This is a genomic window from Jeotgalicoccus nanhaiensis, from assembly GCF_015235105.1.
Taxonomy (GTDB): Bacteria; Bacillota; Bacilli; order Staphylococcales; family Salinicoccaceae; genus Jeotgalicoccus; species Jeotgalicoccus nanhaiensis.
Window position 1 is genome coordinate 417,597 of the sequence record NZ_JADGLW010000002.1, and the last position, 18,818, is coordinate 436,414.

Annotated in this window: 15 protein-coding genes; 3 read left to right on the forward strand and 12 right to left on the reverse strand. The window is 42.1% G+C overall.

Annotated elements, in window-relative coordinates; genetic code table 11:
• Positions 1-89 precede the first annotated feature (89 nt).
• The 3 genes from IR135_RS04360 to IR135_RS04370 are packed head-to-tail and all read right to left on the reverse strand — an operon-like array spanning position 90 to position 2,927.
• The gene (locus tag IR135_RS04360; protein ID WP_135097031.1) at positions 90-1,286 is read right to left on the reverse strand and encodes a glycosyltransferase family 4 protein; all 1,197 of its coding nucleotides are present in this window, start codon (positions 1,284-1,286) and stop codon (positions 90-92) included.
• Between the two features lies 1 nt (position 1,287).
• Positions 1,288-1,953: an acyltransferase gene (locus IR135_RS04365; RefSeq protein ID WP_416212700.1), complete on the reverse strand. Its 666-nt coding sequence runs from the start codon at positions 1,951-1,953 to the stop codon at positions 1,288-1,290.
• Entirely contained in the window at positions 1,938-2,927 is a 990-nt protein-coding gene (locus IR135_RS04370; protein ID WP_135097035.1) for an LCP family protein, read from the reverse strand. Before IR135_RS04370 ends, IR135_RS04365 begins: the two co-directional genes overlap by 16 nt.
• 422 nt (positions 2,928-3,349) lie before the next feature.
• Here IR135_RS04370 and IR135_RS04375 point away from each other — a divergent pair, with 422 nt between their 5' ends.
• On the forward strand, positions 3,350-4,312 hold the full coding sequence (locus IR135_RS04375) for a DUF1002 domain-containing protein (RefSeq protein WP_135097037.1): 963 nt from the start codon (positions 3,350-3,352) through the stop codon (positions 4,310-4,312).
• Positions 4,313-4,370: 58 nt separating this feature from the next.
• On the opposite strand, the gene IR135_RS04380 is transcribed toward IR135_RS04375, so the two are convergent.
• From IR135_RS04380 to parE, 7 genes are all read right to left on the reverse strand, one after another.
• A complete protein-coding gene (locus tag IR135_RS04380) occupies positions 4,371-4,565 on the reverse strand; it encodes a hypothetical protein (protein WP_135097039.1) in 195 nt (64 codons plus the stop codon).
• Between the two features lie 26 nt (positions 4,566-4,591).
• Positions 4,592-5,830: an MFS transporter gene (locus IR135_RS04385; protein WP_135097041.1), complete on the reverse strand. Its 1,239-nt coding sequence runs from the start codon at positions 5,828-5,830 to the stop codon at positions 4,592-4,594.
• 96 nt (positions 5,831-5,926) lie between these two features.
• Positions 5,927-6,232, reverse strand: a complete 306-nt coding sequence (locus tag IR135_RS04390) for a TIGR04104 family putative zinc finger protein (RefSeq protein WP_135097042.1) — start codon at positions 6,230-6,232, stop codon at positions 5,927-5,929.
• A 22-nt stretch (positions 6,233-6,254) separates the two neighbouring features.
• The gene (locus IR135_RS04395) at positions 6,255-6,776 is read right to left on the reverse strand and encodes an NUDIX hydrolase (RefSeq protein WP_135097044.1); all 522 of its coding nucleotides are present in this window, start codon (positions 6,774-6,776) and stop codon (positions 6,255-6,257) included.
• Between the two features lie 112 nt (positions 6,777-6,888).
• On the reverse strand, positions 6,889-8,352 hold the full coding sequence (locus IR135_RS04400; RefSeq protein WP_135097046.1) for an alanine/glycine:cation symporter family protein: 1,464 nt from the start codon (positions 8,350-8,352) through the stop codon (positions 6,889-6,891).
• Between the two features lie 30 nt (positions 8,353-8,382).
• Positions 8,383-10,803 (reverse strand): DNA topoisomerase IV subunit A, encoded by a 2,421-nt coding sequence (parC, locus tag IR135_RS04405; protein ID WP_135097048.1) that lies wholly within the window; start codon positions 10,801-10,803, stop codon positions 8,383-8,385.
• The gene (gene parE, locus IR135_RS04410) at positions 10,790-12,769 is read right to left on the reverse strand and encodes a DNA topoisomerase IV subunit B (protein ID WP_135097050.1); all 1,980 of its coding nucleotides are present in this window, start codon (positions 12,767-12,769) and stop codon (positions 10,790-10,792) included. Before parE ends, parC begins: the two co-directional genes overlap by 14 nt.
• Positions 12,770-12,968: 199 nt before the next feature.
• Here parE and plsY point away from each other — a divergent pair, with 199 nt between their 5' ends.
• The gene (gene plsY / locus IR135_RS04415) at positions 12,969-13,559 is read left to right on the forward strand and encodes a glycerol-3-phosphate 1-O-acyltransferase PlsY (protein WP_135097052.1); all 591 of its coding nucleotides are present in this window, start codon (positions 12,969-12,971) and stop codon (positions 13,557-13,559) included.
• Between the two features lie 156 nt (positions 13,560-13,715).
• Here the strand turns inward: plsY and acnA are convergent, their stop codons facing one another.
• Positions 13,716-16,424: an aconitate hydratase AcnA gene (gene acnA / locus IR135_RS04420; RefSeq protein ID WP_135097105.1), complete on the reverse strand. Its 2,709-nt coding sequence runs from the start codon at positions 16,422-16,424 to the stop codon at positions 13,716-13,718.
• A 275-nt stretch (positions 16,425-16,699) separates the two neighbouring features.
• Between acnA and mscL the strand changes: the two genes are divergently transcribed.
• A complete protein-coding gene (gene mscL, locus IR135_RS04425) occupies positions 16,700-17,086 on the forward strand; it encodes a large conductance mechanosensitive channel protein MscL (RefSeq protein ID WP_135097054.1) in 387 nt (128 codons plus the stop codon).
• 464 nt (positions 17,087-17,550) lie between these two features.
• Here the strand turns inward: mscL and IR135_RS04430 are convergent, their stop codons facing one another.
• A complete protein-coding gene (locus tag IR135_RS04430) occupies positions 17,551-18,816 on the reverse strand; it encodes a bifunctional folylpolyglutamate synthase/dihydrofolate synthase (protein ID WP_135097056.1) in 1,266 nt (421 codons plus the stop codon).
• Positions 18,817-18,818 lie beyond the last annotated feature (2 nt).

Sequence of the window (18,818 nt, forward strand, 5' to 3'; positions counted from 1 at the left end):
AAAATTGGACTGACTGTGATTAATCCAACAGTAGCAATTGAAATATCAAATATTCTTTTAATCATTAAATCCCCGACTTTCTTTAAAATTTAAAAAGAATTATCTAATTTTTCAATTTGATTCTCCCACAAAAATTTTTCTGATAATTCCTTTGTAGATTTAGAACTCAAAGTATAGAAATCGTCGTCTTTAAATAATTGCAATATATTATTCTTTTGAAAATCTAAGTCATCACTAATAAAAATTCCAGTCCTATCAAACGACTCAGCTAGTTTTGGATTGGTTAACATAATTAGTGGTAAGCCAGCATATAAATAGTCATAAATTTTATTCATACTAAATCCAAAATTATAAAGTGGAGAGTCTTTAATGCTTATTATAGATACATCGCATTTACTTAATAGAAATGGTATTTGATGTTTTTTTACTGAATCATGAAATATCACATTTTGTATATTATGCTTCCTTACATAATTTATTAAATTCTTTTTTTGATTTCCTTCACCAAAAAGTAGAAATACAATATCTTTATAATCCGACATTATTTCTGCTAAATATATAACTTTAAATAACTCGTTAGCTTCCCCATGTGAACCTGTATATATAATTGTTTTTTTGTTTTTGTATTCCATCATTATCTTTTCAATCTCATAGGAGTACTTGGGAACTTTTCTTGTTATACCATTTGGAAGATAAATTATTTTCTCTGCTCTTACGCCTTTATTCATTACATATTGATCTGCTCTATCAAATAAAACAATTATCTTATCGGCAGAGTTGTATAGGGACTTTTCCACTCTGAATAATATTAAAGATATTGGATTATTTTTAGATAAAATATTAAAATCGATAAAGGTTTGGGGCCAGAAATCTCTTTCTTCAAAGAAAAATTTCGCTTGATTTTTCTTTGCAACCTTTTTACCTAAGAGAGCTGCAAGTAAGTGTACAGTTGATCCAATTACAATTTCTGGTCTGTTAATTTGTAATTTTCTTGAGGCTTTCTTTGCATTTATATAGTAAGAAAACATATTAAATATTCGTTTTAATCCGCCATTGTATTTAAATGTTTTAATCCAAACAAATCTAATTCCATCGATATATTCAATCAGAAATCTTTGACCATTCTTATATATGATATTTTCTTTTTTATCGTAATGTGTAAACGAAGAAGCAAAAATCGTTACTTTATGTCCTTTTTCTATCAACTCTTTTGCCATATCAAAATGCCTAGTCCCACTACTAAAATCAGGTGTTTTTGCATAATGATTAAATATCCAAATATTCACTTTAAAACTCCTGATTTTTCAATAATTGATTATTAGGTACGTCCCTGAATATCTTTGCAGGAGATCCTACAACAATTTTGTTTTTTTCAATATCTTTAGTTACTGTACTTCCTGCAGCAACTGTGCCTTCTTCATTTATTACTTTACCGGGAAGAATCGTACTATTAGCACCTATTCTACCGCCTTTTTTAACATGGGGCCCTTTAAATTTATTAAATCTCTCTTCACTTCTTCCCATGTAATTATCATTAGTAAAAACAACACAAGGTGCTATGAAAACATAATCTTCTATGGTAGAGTATGCGGTTATATAACAATTAGTTTCTAATTTGCAGTATGCTCCGACAGTTGTATCATTTTCTACTGCAACTCCTCTACCTACAATTGTACCTCGACCAATAGAAACTCTTTCTCTCACAGTAGCAAGATCTGCAATAAATACATCCTCAGATATATTAGAATTAACATAGAGAATTGACGAAGTCCCAATGGTGACACCTGACCCAATATTACATGGTGCTAATTCATTTACTTCCGGTAATATAGATGATTTCGCCCTTGTGGGATACTTTCCAACAACTGCATTATCCATTATTATTACATTATCACCTATAATTGTATTAGGATAAATCGTTACGTTATTCCCGATTGTTACATTATTTCCCACTCTTCATTAGAGTTACTATTATTTAAGAACTCTTTCAAAGCTGCACTGTTCGTTTCAAAATCCATATCAATAACGTTACCGGCATGACTTGTATCCATAAACTGATAGGTGTTATCCAGAGGGAGTGTCATCGTGTCGATATTCTTATCTCCTCTGATCATAAAGCTCATAATCATCCGGTACATTTCTTTATTTGACATTGAGGTATCAACATATCCCATGCCTGTTCCGAGTATTTTAGGCAGCTTCACAATACCGCCGACACTAATAATTTCGTCCTGAATTGCACTGAGCACCTGCTGCTGGCGTCTCACCCGGCCGAAGTCGCCTTCTTCATCGTTACGGAAACGTGCATAGGCAAGCAGATCCTTACCGTTCAGCTGCTGTTCACCCTGTTTCAATTCAGTATCGATTTTTTCGGACATATCTTTCTCTACATCTATAGTGACACCATTTGGATTGACGACATTCACCGTTTCCATAAAGGCGTCGTAATCCACCGTTACGTATTCTTCTACATTAATATCAAAATTATATGCAATCACCTCACGGAGTAATTCCACTCCGCCGAGCGAGTATACTGCATTAATTTTATAACTCTGATAACCAGGTATATCTACGTAAATATCTCTCATTACAGAAACCAGTTTCATTTCCTTTTGCATATAATCATACTGGCCAAGCATAATGACATCAGTACGCTCTGCACCTTCGTCCATCCGGTCTTTACCAATAATCATTATCGTTTTTTTACCATCATGATTATCTATTGGATTAAATTCTTCACCGGTGTTCTCTACACCATTTTCTTTTGCAATATTCAATCCTGATCTAAAACTGAAAAAAATATATATAAGTATAATTGCAAACAGCGCAAAAATCCCTAAAATTATAAAGCCTCTTTTTCTTACTCTAGTTTTTGTGACAGTACTGTATTCTTCTTTATCAGTCCGTCTCATCGTCTCTTTGTCCATTGCGATGCCCCTAAACTTTTCTTAAGAATTTATTGTACGCTTTCCTGGAGTTTTTATAAAGTAAAAGCTGTAATATATAATGCCCTGTTCATATAATTTTTGATTTCTCCCACATACTTGATATATTGATCATACAAGTCAGGAGATGTTATATATTTCTACAGATAAGAAAGGACAAATCCAGCAGAAGATCAATCAGGGATTACTTTTGATTGAAAAAAGGAAAATCTTATAGTGGATCCTGGTTTCACTTTACAAACTGAATAGAAGTTCATCATGAAAGGTATTCAGTAGAGTGGCTCTCATTTATATATACCGATATTCATATCCTCCTTTAATCATCTTTTAATAAATATTATTTAAAATAGAAACGATACTATATTTATAGTATTATAAGAAAAAATCAGTTAGGAGTTAAAACTATGTTTAGAAAAATACTTGCATTCGCATTAATCGCTGCAATGCTTCCATTCGGTGCCCTAAATGCCAACGCAGCAAGTGAATGGGACAATGCTGTCACTATCTACGGTGCCGCATTGGAACAGGATTCAAATCTTCAAAATGAAACAGCAAACTTACTCGGTGTTGAAGATACCGATATCGTCGATTACGTTTACTCAGAAGACGTTAATCAATACATCAATCAGAACTATGATAACAGTGTACTGAAATCAAGTATCCGTATTATACAGACCTCTGAAGGTGACGGTTTAAATATTGATATTAATGAAGACATGGGTCAGATTCTTTTAATCTCTGAAGAAACCTACCAGAACGCCCTGCTCACTTCAGGCATTACAGACGCTGAGGTCACTATCGCAGCAGCCGAGGACGTTACAGGCGAAAGTGCCTTAGCCGGTGTCTATAAAGCATATCAGGCACAAGGTGAAGAGATTGACCCAGAAAAAACACGGAACGCCCAGGATGAACTCGAAACCATTTCAGACATCTCTGAAGAAAACTCAAACGTCGAAGGTTTCTCACAAGTTCAGCTGAACAAAGTCATTACTGAAGTTAAAGTTGAAATTGTCAATAACTTCAACGGCGACGTTACTGAAGATCAGGTCAGAGATATCGTCGATGAAAAATTAGCAGAAAACGGTTTAGACGGCATATTGTCACAGGATCAGATTGATCGTATTATCGTGATTATTATGAACATTAAAGACTCCGGATTATTCACCGGTGAGGAAGCAGACAGACTGGTCAACAGTTCAAAAGACTTACTTGACAAAATCACCTCAAGCGACAGCTTCCAGGATGCTAAAGACAAAGCGACAGAACTTGGGCGGGATATTGTGAACTCTGAAGAAGCCAGCTCCTTCATGGATTCACTCAGAAGCTTCTGGGAAAGAATTGTAGAATTCTTTAAAGGATTGTTCTAGTATATGAAAACTCCCGAAACATTGCTGTATCAATGTTTCGGGAGTTTCTTTAATTTCATTATTTTGTTTTACTCGATTTACCTGAGTCCACTTCTTTTCCTGCCTTAAACATCTTGATGCTTACATACAGTAAGATTACAGCAGCGATTAGATTCACTGATGCAAGCAGGATATTCGATGGTAAATGAGAAAACCCATTTATCAGCGATGAAATTCCTAAAATAAATAAAACGATATTCAATAACTTTGCCACTGTATGTCCTCTTCTCTTACACCTGTTTACGGATTCCGCCACATTACCGGTTTTCTGATTTCCAAATCAAACACTTTACGGTAGCGGTAGGATATAAATGCTGCGAGTACAACCGCAATCACCGCGATAATAATTTCAAACATAAATACATACGACACTCCGATATGACGGTTAATCAGTCCCGTTACATAAGGCAGGGTAATAAAACCGATACTCGATGACAGGGTCACAAAGGCCGTGCTCGTCCCCTTCTTCTCCGGGAAGAACTGCGCCATCAGTGTCACTGCCAGCTGGAAGAGTCCCGATGTTGCCATACCCAGTATAAATGCAATAATGATTAGTATTGTATAGCTCTCAACAAAGAGCAGTGTCGTGAGGGCTGCAATCGCAATTAACGGATAGATAATCAAAGCCGTAATCGGTCTGAACAGTCTGTCCAGCAGAGTTGCTAAAATAATCACCGTCGCAAAGCCGCCGAAACTGTAAATGCTCAGAAGATTAATCGCCTGTGCTTCCGGCAAGCCCACCACTTCTTCAGCATAGGTCGCAAGCCAGGTCTGGATAATTAAAAACAGCCCTACCGACGTATAGCCGATTGCTATTACCGTAATTCCTTCGCGCAGAAATTTCGGTTTCTCTTTGAAGATTAACTTCTTGACTGGTTTTTTAGCTTGTTTAGTTTCTTCTTTAGGCTCTTCCTCCAGAACATTCGCTTCCGGGAACTTCAGCGTCATTAAATGCAGCGCATTAATTAAGAAAATACCCGCCATGATAAAGAAGGTATAGCCGTAAAACATATCACGCGCCATAAAGAACGTAATCATGAGAGGCAAAATCGTCGAGCCCACCGACATAAATGCTTTGACTAATACTGTAGCCGAACTCGAACGCTTTCTGAACACTTCTATCAGTGCCGGATACGAACTCGTGTCAAGGATGGAGTTCCCCATTCCCGCCAGGAGCGCAAACATAAACGCGATAGTATACGTTGGCGCAAACGGAATCGCAACGAGGAAGACCACATAGAGAAAACATGCTGTAATCAGCATCGGACGCCGTCCGAGATTGTCCGATAGCTTACCCGCAAACGATAAGGCAATCAGCTTGCCGATTCCGATTGCAGAGATTAAAGCCGAAATTGCCGCTGCATCTGTATTAAGCTGTTCTGTTAAAAACCCCATATGGAGTGCAATAATTAAATTGATCATACCCAGTAATATGTAATTGATGTAAATACTCGAGCCGATCCGCAGTTGATTGGACATATATTATACCTTCTTCTTTTTATGTATTACAGAAGTATATCAAAAATTCAGAAAAATAACAGGGACAATTGAAAATCTGTCCCTGTTATTTTGATTTTATTTTCTCTCTTTGTCAGGCGGCACATTCGTGAGTTCCAGACTCACGTACATAAAAATAATCGTCACCGCTGTAATCGTAATATACACCCAGAAATACTGGGTAACGGAAGGCGGTGCAAATAAGCCGATCATCAGCATAGCTGTCACGAGCAAGAGCGGAATAATCATCCGTTTTTTCGATTTCTCGGAAACATACTGCTTTTCATGACAGTAATCACATTCCACCCCATTCTCCGAAGCAAAATGCGCTTTAAACAATAACATGCCGGTCCACTGCTTGTTGCAGCTTGCACACTTGGTCATGCAATCTCTCCTCTATATTTTCTTAATCTCTTTTTACTGCACCGTACTGATACCTCATATCAAACAGCAGCTGAATCAGACTTTTACGGTAAGAGATGAATGTTTTGTCATCGATCATTTGATATATTTCATCGATTGATGCCCATTTTACGTCGGATACTTCCTCGTTCGGCACCGCTAGTGTTCTTAGGTCCGCTTCACGGTTCACGATGTAGATATCATCATAGCCCCGTTCAAAGGTAATCGATAAATGCGGCAGCTGGTTATGTAAATCAATATTGAGTCCCAGTTCCTCTTCCGTTTCCCGCATCGCTCCCTGCTGACTTGTTTCACCGGCAGTGACACTTCCGCCTGCTGAGATATCCCACATATTCGGATTACTGACTTTATCATATTTTCGTTTTTGAATCAGCATCTGGTTTTTACTGTTAAAGATGACCACATGAATGACGAGATGATACGTATCTTTAAGCATGGCATCGCCCCGGGTCATCGTCTGATTGGTCAGTTTTCTATGTTTATCATATAAGTCCCAAAGTTCCATAAGTGCATCCTTTTAAGCTTAGACATAATAGATACCTTACCACAACTTAATTTTACACCGCAAGAAATTGAATGGCAAAAAATAACCAGCCGGAGTCCGGCTGGTTTCTCTCTTACTTATTATAATCTTCTGGTTCATCCTTACGGTAATCCTCATCGCCCCACTCATTGTCATCCGGCAGTTTGTAAGTGATGTTTTTCGCATAGAAGATCGGAGATTCTCCTCTGTCCTTCTGCGCCTTATAATCTCGCATCAGCTCAAACACCAGCGGACTGAGCGCTACAACCATCATCAAGTTAATGATTGCAAGGAAGGCCATAAAGAGGTCGGCCAGTGTCCAAACCAGCTGAACGCCGAGTACGGCACCGACTACTGTCATAATGACCACAATCGCTCTGAAGACAAAAGTTACTTTTTTGTTATCCACGATAAAACTTAAGTTACTCTGTGCATAGAAATAGTTGCCGAGTATTGTCGAAAAGGCAAACAGCAGGATGAAGAGCGCAATAATCGTTCCGCCGAAGCCGAAGAACTGCTGGTCCATGGCTGCCTGCGTTACTTGAATGCCCTGCGGTGCATCTGCACCGAAGCTTAAGTCCGTATACAGTAAAATCACAATCGCTGTTGCTGTACACACAATAATCGTATCGAAGTAAACACCAAGAGACTGAATCAGTCCCTGCTGAACCGGGTGGCGTACTGCTGCTGACGCTGCCGCGTTCGGCGCAGATCCCATACCCGCTTCATTCGATAACAGCCCGCGCTGGAAACCGTTAATAATCGCAGCACCAATCGCACCGCCAAATACTTCTTCAAGTCCGAAGGCATTCACCACGATCGTCTGCAGCATCGGCAGGATCATATCGTAGTTCATGACTAAAATAATTGCCACGAGAAGTATGTACAAGCCTGCCATAACGGGAACGATGGCTGATGCCACCTTAGCGATTGATTTCGCTCCCCCGAAAATAACAAGACCGACAAGAATCGCAACAATGATACCGCTGATTGTCGTATTCACTCCGAACGCTTCATCATACGCATTGGCAATCGTATTCGACTGCAGCATAACGAAAACAATACCAAAAGTAATCGTCATCAGTACCGCAAAGAGGTAGCCGATGCCTTTTTGATTGAGTCCTTTAGTCATGTAGTAGGCAGGGCCGCCGCGGAAGCCCGATTCTTTATCGCGCACCTTATACACTTGGGCGAGAGTCGCTTCAAAGAAAGCTGTCCCCGCACCTAAAAGTGCCACAATCCACATCCAGAAGACCGCACCGGGTCCGCCGACGACGATAGCCGTTGCGACCCCTGCGATATTCGCTGTGCCGATACGCTGGGCGGCACTGATTGTAAACGCCTGGAAAGATGAAATTCCTTTCGAACCATCCGGCATTTTCGCCCGTTTTTCTCCGAGGGAAGAAAACATAATCTTCAGCCAGCGGAACTGAACGAATTTTGAAGTGACCGAGAAATATAAGCCGGCTATGATTAACAGCCCGATCAGTATTTCCTGCCACAGTAAATCATTAGCGAAATTTACCGCACTTTCAAAAACATTGAATGCTTGTTCCATCTACTTCACCTATCCTGCATTTTTTTGTATTTATAACGCGCTGAAGTGTGCTTCTGTTACCACACCGAAAGTTTCTTCTTCAACGACAAAAGAGCCGTTGGAATACTTTCCGCTGAGACGCACTTCATTGGCACGCAGTATGTGAGTATTCGTTTCCGACATAATTTCGATTGTCTGGTCTTTGCCTGCACCTGCAACTGACGCTGCAACGATTCTGTGAGGTTTTGACTTAATATCTTTATACAGCATGGAACCGACCTGGGCTCTTGCACCTGTTTCGAAAATATCTAGACTTGTGCGTTTCACCGCACCTCTGTTCGATACCGTAACGAGATTGCCTTCTTCAGGAATGAGTTCTCCGAAGACGAGCGCATCATCCGCTTTAACGTTCATCGCTTTCACACCTTGCGACTTCAGGCCTGTCGGTGATACTTCACTGACAGGATATTTAAGCGTTAAGCCTTTTTCTGTAACGAAGAGCAAGGATTCACTGCCTGTTTCTGTCATAGAGATACCGATGACTTCGTCATCATTTTTAAGTTTAATATTAACAATCGGCCGAGAAATACGCGTCGCTTCAAACTCGCTGAGATGAGTCTGTTTGACCTGGCCGCGTTTAGTCGCCATCACGACACTGATATTTTCGTCGAATTTCTCAACTGTCGTAGCAAATATCGGTTCTTCTCCATGTTTCAAATTAAAGCGGGACGATAAGTGCTGCCCCATATCTTTCCATTTAATATCCTGCAGGCCGTGAACCGGCATAATCATATAGTTGCCGTAGTTCGTAAAGACGAGCAGCTGTTCTAATGTATGAGACATGCCGCTGAAGAGTGTTTTATCTCCTTCACGCATGCCGAGTTCGTCAGGACTCGATGCGTTGTAGCTCCGTAAGCTCGTGCGTTTGACATAACCTTCTTTTGTCAGGGAAACGACTGTATCTTCTTTCGCAATCAGCTGTTCTTTCGAGATTTCAATCGTTTCGATTTCATCTTCAATTGAAGTCAGCCGCTCAGAAGCATACTTTTTCTTAATTTCCCTAAGTTCTGCTTTTATAACCTTTTTCAGCTTTTTCTCATCATTTAAAATTTCAGTCAGCTGATTAATCTGATACTCAAGCTCGCTCTGTTCTGTTTCAAGCTCGGCGATATCCGTATTCGTTAGACGGTACAGCTGGAGCATGACAATCGCTTCCGCCTGGCGTTCAGTGAAGTCGTAGCGCTCCACAAGATTTTCCTTGGCATTGCGTTTGTTTTCTGATTCTCTGATTGTGCGGATCACTTCATCGAGGATAGATAAAGCCTTAATCAGCCCTTCGATAATGTGCATGCGTTTTTGTGCATGTTCCAGATCATACTGCGACCGGTTGGTCACCACAATTTTCTGGTGCTTAATATAGGCTTCCAGTATATCTTTCAGCCCCATCTGCTTCGGTGCCCGGTCACTGATTGCGACCATATTGAAGTTATAAGAAATCTGCAGGTCTGTTTTCTTATACAGATAGTTAATAATAGCATCGATATTCGCGTCCTTCCGCGCTTCGATCACAATTCTTAAACCTTCCCTGTCCGTTTCGTCACGAACTTCGATAATACCGTCGACCTGTCTGTCGGCACGGATTTCATCCATCTTTTTAACCATATTCGCCTTGTTGACTTCATATGGTATTTCAGTAATGACGATGTTTATCTTGTTGCCTCTCGTTTCTTCTTTAGACACGAGACTCCGGACAACAACGCGGCCGCGGCCTGTTGTATATGCTTTTTTAAGTTCTTTCTTACCCTGGATAATCCCGCCTGTCGGAAAATCCGGGCCTTTCACTATTTCAAGAAGTTCATCGATGGACACTGTCGGCTTATCGATGACTTTTAAGGTCGCATCGATGACTTCAGCTAAGTTATGCGGCGGAATATCCGTCGCGTAACCCGCAGAAATACCCGTTGCCCCGTTCACCAGCAGGTTCGGGTATTTCGCCGGCAGGACGGAGGGTTCTTTTTCTGTATCATCAAAGTTGTCCATAAACGGCACAGTATTTTTGTTGAGATCTCTTAAGAGCTCGTTGGAGATTTCAGCGAGTTTTGCTTCCGTATAACGCATAGCTGCTGCAGGGTCGCCGTCGACGCTCCCTTTGTTGCCGTGGATTAAAATGAGTTCTTCACGCATTTTCCAGTCCTGCCCGAGGCGGACCATGGCATCGTATATACTGCTTTCACCGTGCGGGTGATAGTTACCGATGACATTACCGACAGTTTTAGCACTTTTACGGTAGTTTTTATCGAAAGTATTACCCTCTTTATACATAGCGTATAAAATACGGCGCTGAACGGGTTTCAGTCCGTCACGCACGTCCGGTATTGCACGGTCCTGAATGACATACTTACTGTATCTCCCAAAGCGGTCTCCGATTACATCTTCTAATTTTAATTGCTGCAAGGGGTTATGCTCGGCCATAATCTTCATCACTCTCTGCTAATTTTTCTACATCCTGATTATCAAGAATGCTGTTGCCTTCTTCCAGTGTAAAGGACACGTTTGAATCGATCCATTTACGCCGGATTTCAACGTTGTCACCCATCAGCGTAGTCACACGTTTCAGCGATAATGCTTCATCTTCAATGCGGACCTGAATCAGCGTCCGCGTCTCCGGATTCATCGTCGTTTCCCACAGCTGTTCGGCCATCATCTCACCGAGACCTTTGTAGCGCTGCAGTTCGGCAGATCCCATTTCTTCCTGGGCTGCCTCAAGTTCATCTTCAGTCCAGACATACTTCACTTCTTTTTTCTTGCCTTTTTTCTCGAGTTTAAAGAGCGGCGGCAGCGCAATATAAATCTTGCCTGCTTCAAAGAGCGGACGCATATAGTTAAAGAAGAACGTTAAGAGCAACACTTGAATGTGCGCCCCGTCCGTATCCGCATCGGTCATAATAATAATTTTATCGTAGTTGGTATCATCGACTTTAAAGTCAGTGCCGACACCGGCGCCAATCGTATGAATAATCGTATTAATTTCTTCGTTTTTAAAAATATCTTCGAATTTCGCTTTTTCAGTATTGATAACCTTGCCCCGGAGCGGCAGGATGGCCTGGAAACGTCTGTCGCGTCCCTGCTTGGCCGAACCGCCGGCGGAGTCCCCTTCGACTAAGAAGAGTTCATTTTTCTTCGCGTTCTTGCTCTGTGCCGGTGTCAGTTTACCTGACAAGAGTGTATCTCTCGATTTATTTTTCTTGCCGTTCCGCGCTTCTTCACGCGCTTTACGGGCAGCTTCCCGCACCTGGCGCGCTTTAATCGCTTTTTTAACGAGCTGGGTCGATAAGGTGCCGTTTTCTTCTAAATAATACGGCAGCTGTTCCGTTAAGAGAGTTTCCATTAAATTGCGGGCTTCGCTTGTACCGAGCTTGCCTTTCGTCTGGCCTTCGAACTGGAGCAGGTGTTCGGGCAGCTTGATGGAAATGACTGCAGTCAGACCTTCCCGGATATCGCTGCCTTCTAAGTTTTTATCTTTTGCTTTCAGTTCGCCGATTTTACGCGCGTACTCGTTGAAGGCGCGGGTGAAGCCGGTTTTAAAGCCGACTTCATGAGTGCCGCCGTCTTTAGTGCGAACGTTGTTGACGAATGAAATAATCGTTTCCGAATACTGGTCGTTAAACTGGAAAGCGACTTCGGCAATCATTTCATTATATGTCCCTTCGAACATGACGATATTGCCGATATCATCCTTGCCCTCATTTAAGAATTCAATGAATGACTTCAGCCCGTCTTCGAACTCGAAAACTTCCTCTTCATCTGTCCGTTTATCGTTAATCGTAATTTTTAAGCCTTTCGTTAAGAAAGCCGACTCGCGCATGCGCTCTGCGATCGTTTCAAAGTTAAAGGCAATCGTCTGTTTAAAGATTTCAGGATCCGGCTTAAAGGTGACTTCTGTCCCCGTCTCTTTCGTCTTACCGGTTTCCTTGAGCGGTGTATCGACCTTGCCGCCGTCCTTAAATGATATTTCGTGAATCTTGCCACTCCGGAAGACTCTTATTTTAAGCGATTCGCTCAGGGCGTTCACGACAGAAGATCCAACGCCGTGGAGTCCGCCTGCGGATTTGTAGTTATCCGAGCTGAACTTGCCGCCCGCGTGCAGCACTGTAAAAATAACTTCCGCTGTCGGACGCCCCGACGAGTGCATGCCTGTCGGCAGCCCGCGGCCGTTATCGCGGATCGTAATACTTTCATCTTTGTTAATCGTAATGTTGATTTCGTTCCCGTGGCCGTTAATAATCTCATCGACCGCATTATCGGTAATTTCATATACGAGGTGATGCAGACCTCTCGTATCCGTCGAACCGATATACATGCCCGGGCGCTTTCTTACAGCATCCAGGCCTTCTAATATTTGAATGGACTCATCAGTATATCCAGTTTGTTTAGCCAAGTCTGTATCCTCCTACAAACAATACAAACGTATGTTCGTTAAATTAATCTACTTATCTATTTTTATATAAAACTTGCATTTTTGCAACAAAATCTATTAAGTTTACATAATATTATTATAGACTACCTTATATAAATATGTGCGAATATAATTTTTTATGGTAAACTATTAGTACCTGATAGCAAAAGGGGATTATTTAGTGTATACAGTTATTTTATTATTAATTTTCAGCTACCTTTTCGGCTCTATTCCATTCAGCCTGATTATCAGCAAAACGTTTTACAATATTGACCTGCGCGAACACGGGAGCGGCAACGTCGGCACGACGAACACCTTTCGTATTCTCGGCAAGAAAGCCGGTATCGTTGTACTGATACTCGACCTGTTAAAAGGAGCGATCCCTGTATGGGTTGCTATGCTGGTCAGTACTGACGTCGATTTCCCTGTCGTTATTTTCGGGGTTGTCGCGGCTATCGGCCACGTCTACTCGATATTTTTAAAATTTAAAGGCGGCAAAGCAGTCGCAACAGGCGGCGGTGCCATTTTAGCCGCTGCGCCAATTATCTTTCTTGTAGTACTGGCGACGTTTTTAATCACTTTGAAATTATCGAAATACGTATCCCTCGGCAGTGTACTTGCAGCAGTTGCCCTCTTAATCAGCGTGCTGTTTACAGGTGATCTGTTTATGATCGGCTTTGGAATTATACTCGGGATTATCGTAATTGTAAAACATATTTCCAATATGAAACGCATTAAGGAAGGCACCGAACCGAAAATTACATTTATGTAATTGGTAACCTAAGAGAAACGGCCTGAAGTCTGGTTTAGACTTTCAGGTCGTTTTTTTTGTTTGAGTTTGGTTGTTTGATTTTGTTGCTTTTCCTTAAAATATAAATCCATCAAAGCAGTGCTTTGATGGATTTTTCAAATCTGTTTTAAATTCTGCTTAAGCAGATGCAATCTTGTTGCGGAGAACCAGCTGCAGGATGCCGCCGTGTCTGTAGTAGTCTGCTTCTACTTCGGAGTCAAAGCGTACTTTAGCCTGGAAAGTTACTTGTTCGCCGTTTTCTTTCGTTGCAAGAACGTCGATGACTTCTCCTGCTGTCACACTTTCATCGATATTGATATCGAAGCTTTCAGAACCGTCAAGACCGTGGTCTTCAGCGTTTTCACCGTTAACAAATTGTAATGGCAGAACACCCATCATTACTAAGTTTGAACGGTGGATACGTTCGTAGCTCGCAGCAAGGACTGCTTTAACGCCAAGGAGGTTCGTTCCTTTGGCTGCCCAGTCACGGCTTGAGCCCATACCGTAGTCGTCGCCGGCAACAATCATCAGACCTGTGCCGTCTTCCTGGTATTTCTGCGATGCTTCGTAAATGCTCATTACGTCGCCTGTCGGCCAGTAAGTTGTATAGCCGCCTTCTGTACCCGGTGCAATCAGGTTGCGGATACGGATGTTGGCAAATGTGCCGCGCACCATGACTTCGTGATTACCACGTCGTGAACCGTAAGAGTTAAAGTCGCGCGGTGATACGCCCTGCTCGATTAACCATTTACCTGCCGGCGTATCTTTACCGATCGCACCTGCTGGTGAAATGTGGTCAGTCGTTACAGAGTCTCCAAATTTACCAAGTACACGGAGACCGTTTAACGGCTCGATTGTACCTGCTTCTTTAGATAAGTTCTGGAAGAATGACGGGTTTTGGATATATGTTGAGCTTTCATCGAAATCGTATAATGGTGCATCTGTAACGTCGATTTTGTTCCAAGTTTCGTTGGAGTCGAATACTGTTTCGTATTCTTTTCTGAATAGCTCAGGTGTTACTGTAGACATTACTGTGTCTCTGACTTCTTTGATTGAAGGCCAGATATCTTTCATGTACACATCGTTGCCGCCTTTATCTTTTCCTAACGGCTCGTTGCGAAGGTCGATATCTACTGTACCTGCAAGTGCGTATGCCACAACAAGCTGAGGTGAAGCTAAGTAGTTCGCTTTCACTAACGGGTGGATACGTCCTTCAAAGTTACGGTTACCTGATAAAACAGATGATACGAGCATATCGTTATCAACGATTGTTTTCGTTACTTCAGGGCGTAATGGACCTGAGTTACCGATACATGTTGTACAGCCGTAACCAACTAAGTTGAAGCCAAGCTGGTCAAGGTACGGCTGAAGACCTGCGTCTTCTAGGTAGCCTGTAACAACTTTAGAACCTGGTGCGAGTGACGTCTTAACGTACTTCGGCACAGTCAGTCCTTTTTCAACTGCTTTTTTAGCGATTAAACCGGCACCGAGCATAACGTACGGGTTAGATGTGTTTGTACATGACGTAATCGCAGCGATTACAAGGTCACCTGTTTTCAGCTCATCTTTGTCGCCGTCATTGTACTCTACAGTAGCTGTTTTATCGAATTCTTCTTCAGTTAAGCCGTGGCCGTGGTTGCCGCTCTCAGCTGTTACTGATTTTCTGTACTCTTCCTTCATATCTGATAAGTTGATTAAGTCCTGAGGACGTTTTGGTCCTGCAAGTGATGATTCAACTGTAGATAAATCAAGCTCAACAACGTCAGTATAAGTCGGCTCAACTGATGGATCGAAGAAGAGATTGTTTTCTTTCAGGTATTCGCGGACAACGTCTACGTGGTTGCTGTCGCGGCCTGTCAGTCTTAAGTAATCGAGAGTTTCATCGTCAACTGCGAAGAATCCGCAAGTCGCACCGTATTCAGGCGCCATGTTTGCGATTGTTGCGCGGTCAGCAAGCGGTAATTCTGTTACCCCTTTACCGAAGAACTCAACAAATTTACCGACAACGCCTTTCTTTCTAAGCTCTTCAGTTACTCTTAGAGCAAGGTCAGTTGCAGTTGTACCTTCAGGTAATGAGTTAGTCATCTTCACACCGATAACTTCAGGAACCGGGAAGTATGAAGGCTGTCCAAGCATACTTGCTTCAGCTTCGATACCGCCGACACCCCAGCCGAGAACACCGAGACCGTTTATCATTGTCGTGTGTGAGTCAGTACCCACTAATGTATCCGGATAAAGCACCTGTTCGCCGTCTTCTTCTCTTGAGTGCACTACATTTGCAAGGTACTCAAGGTTCACCTGGTGAACGATACCTGTCGCTGGCGGAACTGCCTGATAGTTGTCGAAGGCTTTAGTTGCCCAGCGCAGGAACTCATAACGCTCCATGTTGCGTTCGAACTCAAGGTCCATGTTTTTCTGCATGGCATTTAAGCTGCCGTACTCATCAACCTGCACCGAGTGGTCAATTACTAAGTCAACCGGTACTTCCGGGTTAATTTTCTGAACATCGCCTTCTACATCATCCATGGCTTTACGCAGTGATGCAAGGTCAACTACCGCAGGCACCCCTGTAAAGTCCTGCAGAATAACACGGGAAGGTTTAAATGGAACTTCCTTACCTTTAATATCCCCTTTATCCCAGTTTGCCAATGCTTCAATGTGGTCATCATTAATGACTCTGCCATCGTACTGTCTTAATACTGATTCAAGTAATACACGAATTGAATACGGCAGGTTTTCAGATTTGCTCATGCCTTTGTCTGCAAGCGACTGCAGGCTGTAATAAGTATAATCTTTACCATTTACCGATAATGTCTGACGAGAATTGTCTTTCACATTCTTTGACATCATTAAAAGCCCCCTCTAAATTTAGTCATCCTAATTGTATACTTACTCCGAAGCTAAAGTAAATGCTTTCAGAAAAATTAGTGATATGAATAAGCTTGTAATATATATAACATTTATTTATCTTTAATTATAACATTCATAACTAAACATTATTAATAAAATGCTTGAGTCTGCTGTGTTAATATATTAATTAAATGTAAAATAACACTTGAAATCAGTGCTTTTTCATGTAATATAATTAAAGTTAGCAAATCAAACATACAGGAGGTCATATTATGTGGCAGGAATTTAAAGACTTTATGCTGCGCGGCAATGTTTTAGATCTGGCAGTTGCAGTAGTCATCGGGGCCGCGTTCGGTAAAATCGTCCAGGCGCTGGTTGAAAATATCATTATGCCGTCAATCGCTTTGATTTTCGGAGATACGGACTTTGCATCTGACTGGCAGTACATGGGAATTACTTACGGTGTATTCATTCAGGCTATTATCGACTTTATCATCGTTGGTGCAGCAGTATTTGTCTTCGTTAAAGTTGTCAACAAGTTAACCAGAAACCGCTTCGTCGAAGAAGAAGCAGAAGACGAGCAGCTGGTGCTGCTGCGTGAAATGCGGGATTCCTTAAAAGGTATGGAAGACAGCAAAAAAGATGGTACTGGTTTATAATTTTTGAAGAGCACATGGTGTGCTCTTTTTTTGTGGGGTTATTTTTGTGCGGGGCTCATGTATACGTATTTGTTGTTGCGTAGGCGTGAACAGCTGTCATGTATACGTATTTTGTCGATGCATAGTCATGACCGCCTCTCATGTATACGCATTTGTCCATGCGTAGGCGTGAGGCTGCTTCATGTATACGTATTTGTCCATGCATAGACGTGAACGGCTGTCATGTATACGTATTTGTCCTTGCGTAGGCATGAACGGCTGTCATGTATACGCATTTGTCCATGCATAGGCGTGACGCCGTTTCATGTATACGCATTTGTCCTTGCATAGGCGTGAACAGCTGTCATGTATACGTATTTTGTCGATGCATAGTCATGACCGCCTCTCATGTATATCTGCATCTCCCAAAAACCTCCAACAAGAAAAAAAGCAGCAGAGGCCCACGCCCCTGCTGCTTTAAATTCCTATTCTTCTCTTAATCCTTTTTTCACTTCACTGATAAAGTACAGGCTGCCTGTCACCAGCAGCAGATCTCCGTCAAAATGTTTCACATAGTCTACATAGTCTTTAACGAAGTGTTTATCCGGATGATCAATAGCATTAAACAGCACTTCCCCGTCTTCTGCTTTAAAGAAGTCGAATTCTGTTACATTGAAAGTGTCCGCAAGCATGCCGATTTTGTATACCATCGTATCGAGCGGCTTGCCTTTGACTGCGGAGAACAGTACGGTGATTTTCTTGTCGCCGTAATTCGACCGCATCGTATCCACTAAAGCATCTACCGCTTCATTATTATGCGCGCCGTCTAAAATAATAAGCGGGTCTTCGCTGATTCTCTCAATCCGGCCGGTCCAGAAGGTTTTCTCAACACCCTGGATCATCTTGTTGACGTCGAGTTTAACTAAATCGCGTTCCATCATTTCAAGGAGCGCCGCAATCGCAATCGAGGCGTTTTCCTGCTGGTGGCGGCCGAGCATTTCAAGTTTAATATCATCAAAGTCAAATTTGCCGTATTTAAAACTGAATTCCTCACCGTTTTCCGTCAGAATAATGTCCCTTGAGAATTCGATACCTTTGGCGTTCTTCTCATCCAGCACTTTGTAAATATAGTCGCGGCATGTATCGTCTTTGACGTTAAAGACGAGCGGAATATTTTCTTTAATGACACCGGACTTATCTTTAGTAATGTCTAAGAGCGTATCACCGAGAATATCAATATGATCAAGACCGATGCTGGTGAGAAGCGTCATGACCGGATTAAAGACATTGGTCGAGTCATGGGTTGCGCCGAGGCCCGCTTCCACCAGTACGTAATCTACCGGATGCACGTTACCGAAGTAGACGAACATCATCATCGTAATAATCTCAAATTCCGTGGCGTTGCCGAGATCGGTTTCTTCGATCATGCGCTCCGAGACCGGGCGCACGAGGTTAGCTAAGAGCGCGATATCTTCATCTGAAATCGGCTTGCCGTCAATCGAAATACGTTCGTTGAAGACTTCGATATAAGGAGATGTAAAGCTCCCTACTGTATAGCCGTTTTCATTTAAGGCACTCCGCATATACGACAGCGTCGAGCCCTTGCCGTTGGTGCCGACAATGTGAACGCCTGTAATTTTTCTTTCGGGATGGTCTAACTCCCCGAGCATCCATTCCATACGCTTCACACCGGGTTTAATGCCAAATTTCGTCCGTTCGTGTATCCACTTCAGACTGTCCTGATAATCCATCG

Excerpts from the sequence above, each read along its gene's own strand:
- acnA (WP_135097105.1), bottom strand. The coding sequence starts at position 16,424 with ATGTCAAAGAATGTGAAAGACAATTCTCGTCAGACATTATCGGTAAAT.
- IR135_RS04375 (WP_135097037.1), top strand. The coding sequence starts at position 3,350 with ATGTTTAGAAAAATACTTGCATTCGCATTAATCGCTGCAATGCTTCCA.
- IR135_RS04390 (WP_135097042.1), bottom strand. The coding sequence starts at position 6,232 with ATGACCAAGTGTGCAAGCTGCAACAAGCAGTGGACCGGCATGTTATTG.
- IR135_RS04400 (WP_135097046.1), bottom strand. The coding sequence starts at position 8,352 with ATGGAACAAGCATTCAATGTTTTTGAAAGTGCGGTAAATTTCGCTAAT.
- mscL (WP_135097054.1), top strand. The coding sequence starts at position 16,700 with ATGTGGCAGGAATTTAAAGACTTTATGCTGCGCGGCAATGTTTTAGAT.
- IR135_RS04385 (WP_135097041.1), bottom strand. The coding sequence starts at position 5,830 with ATGTCCAATCAACTGCGGATCGGCTCGAGTATTTACATCAATTACATA.
- IR135_RS04430 (WP_135097056.1), bottom strand. The coding sequence starts at position 18,816 with ATGGATTATCAGGACAGTCTGAAGTGGATACACGAACGGACGAAATTT.
- IR135_RS04395 (WP_135097044.1), bottom strand. The coding sequence starts at position 6,776 with ATGGAACTTTGGGACTTATATGATAAACATAGAAAACTGACCAATCAG.
- IR135_RS04370 (WP_135097035.1), bottom strand. The coding sequence starts at position 2,927 with ATGGACAAAGAGACGATGAGACGGACTGATAAAGAAGAATACAGTACT.
- parC (WP_135097048.1), bottom strand. The coding sequence starts at position 10,803 with ATGGCCGAGCATAACCCCTTGCAGCAATTAAAATTAGAAGATGTAATC.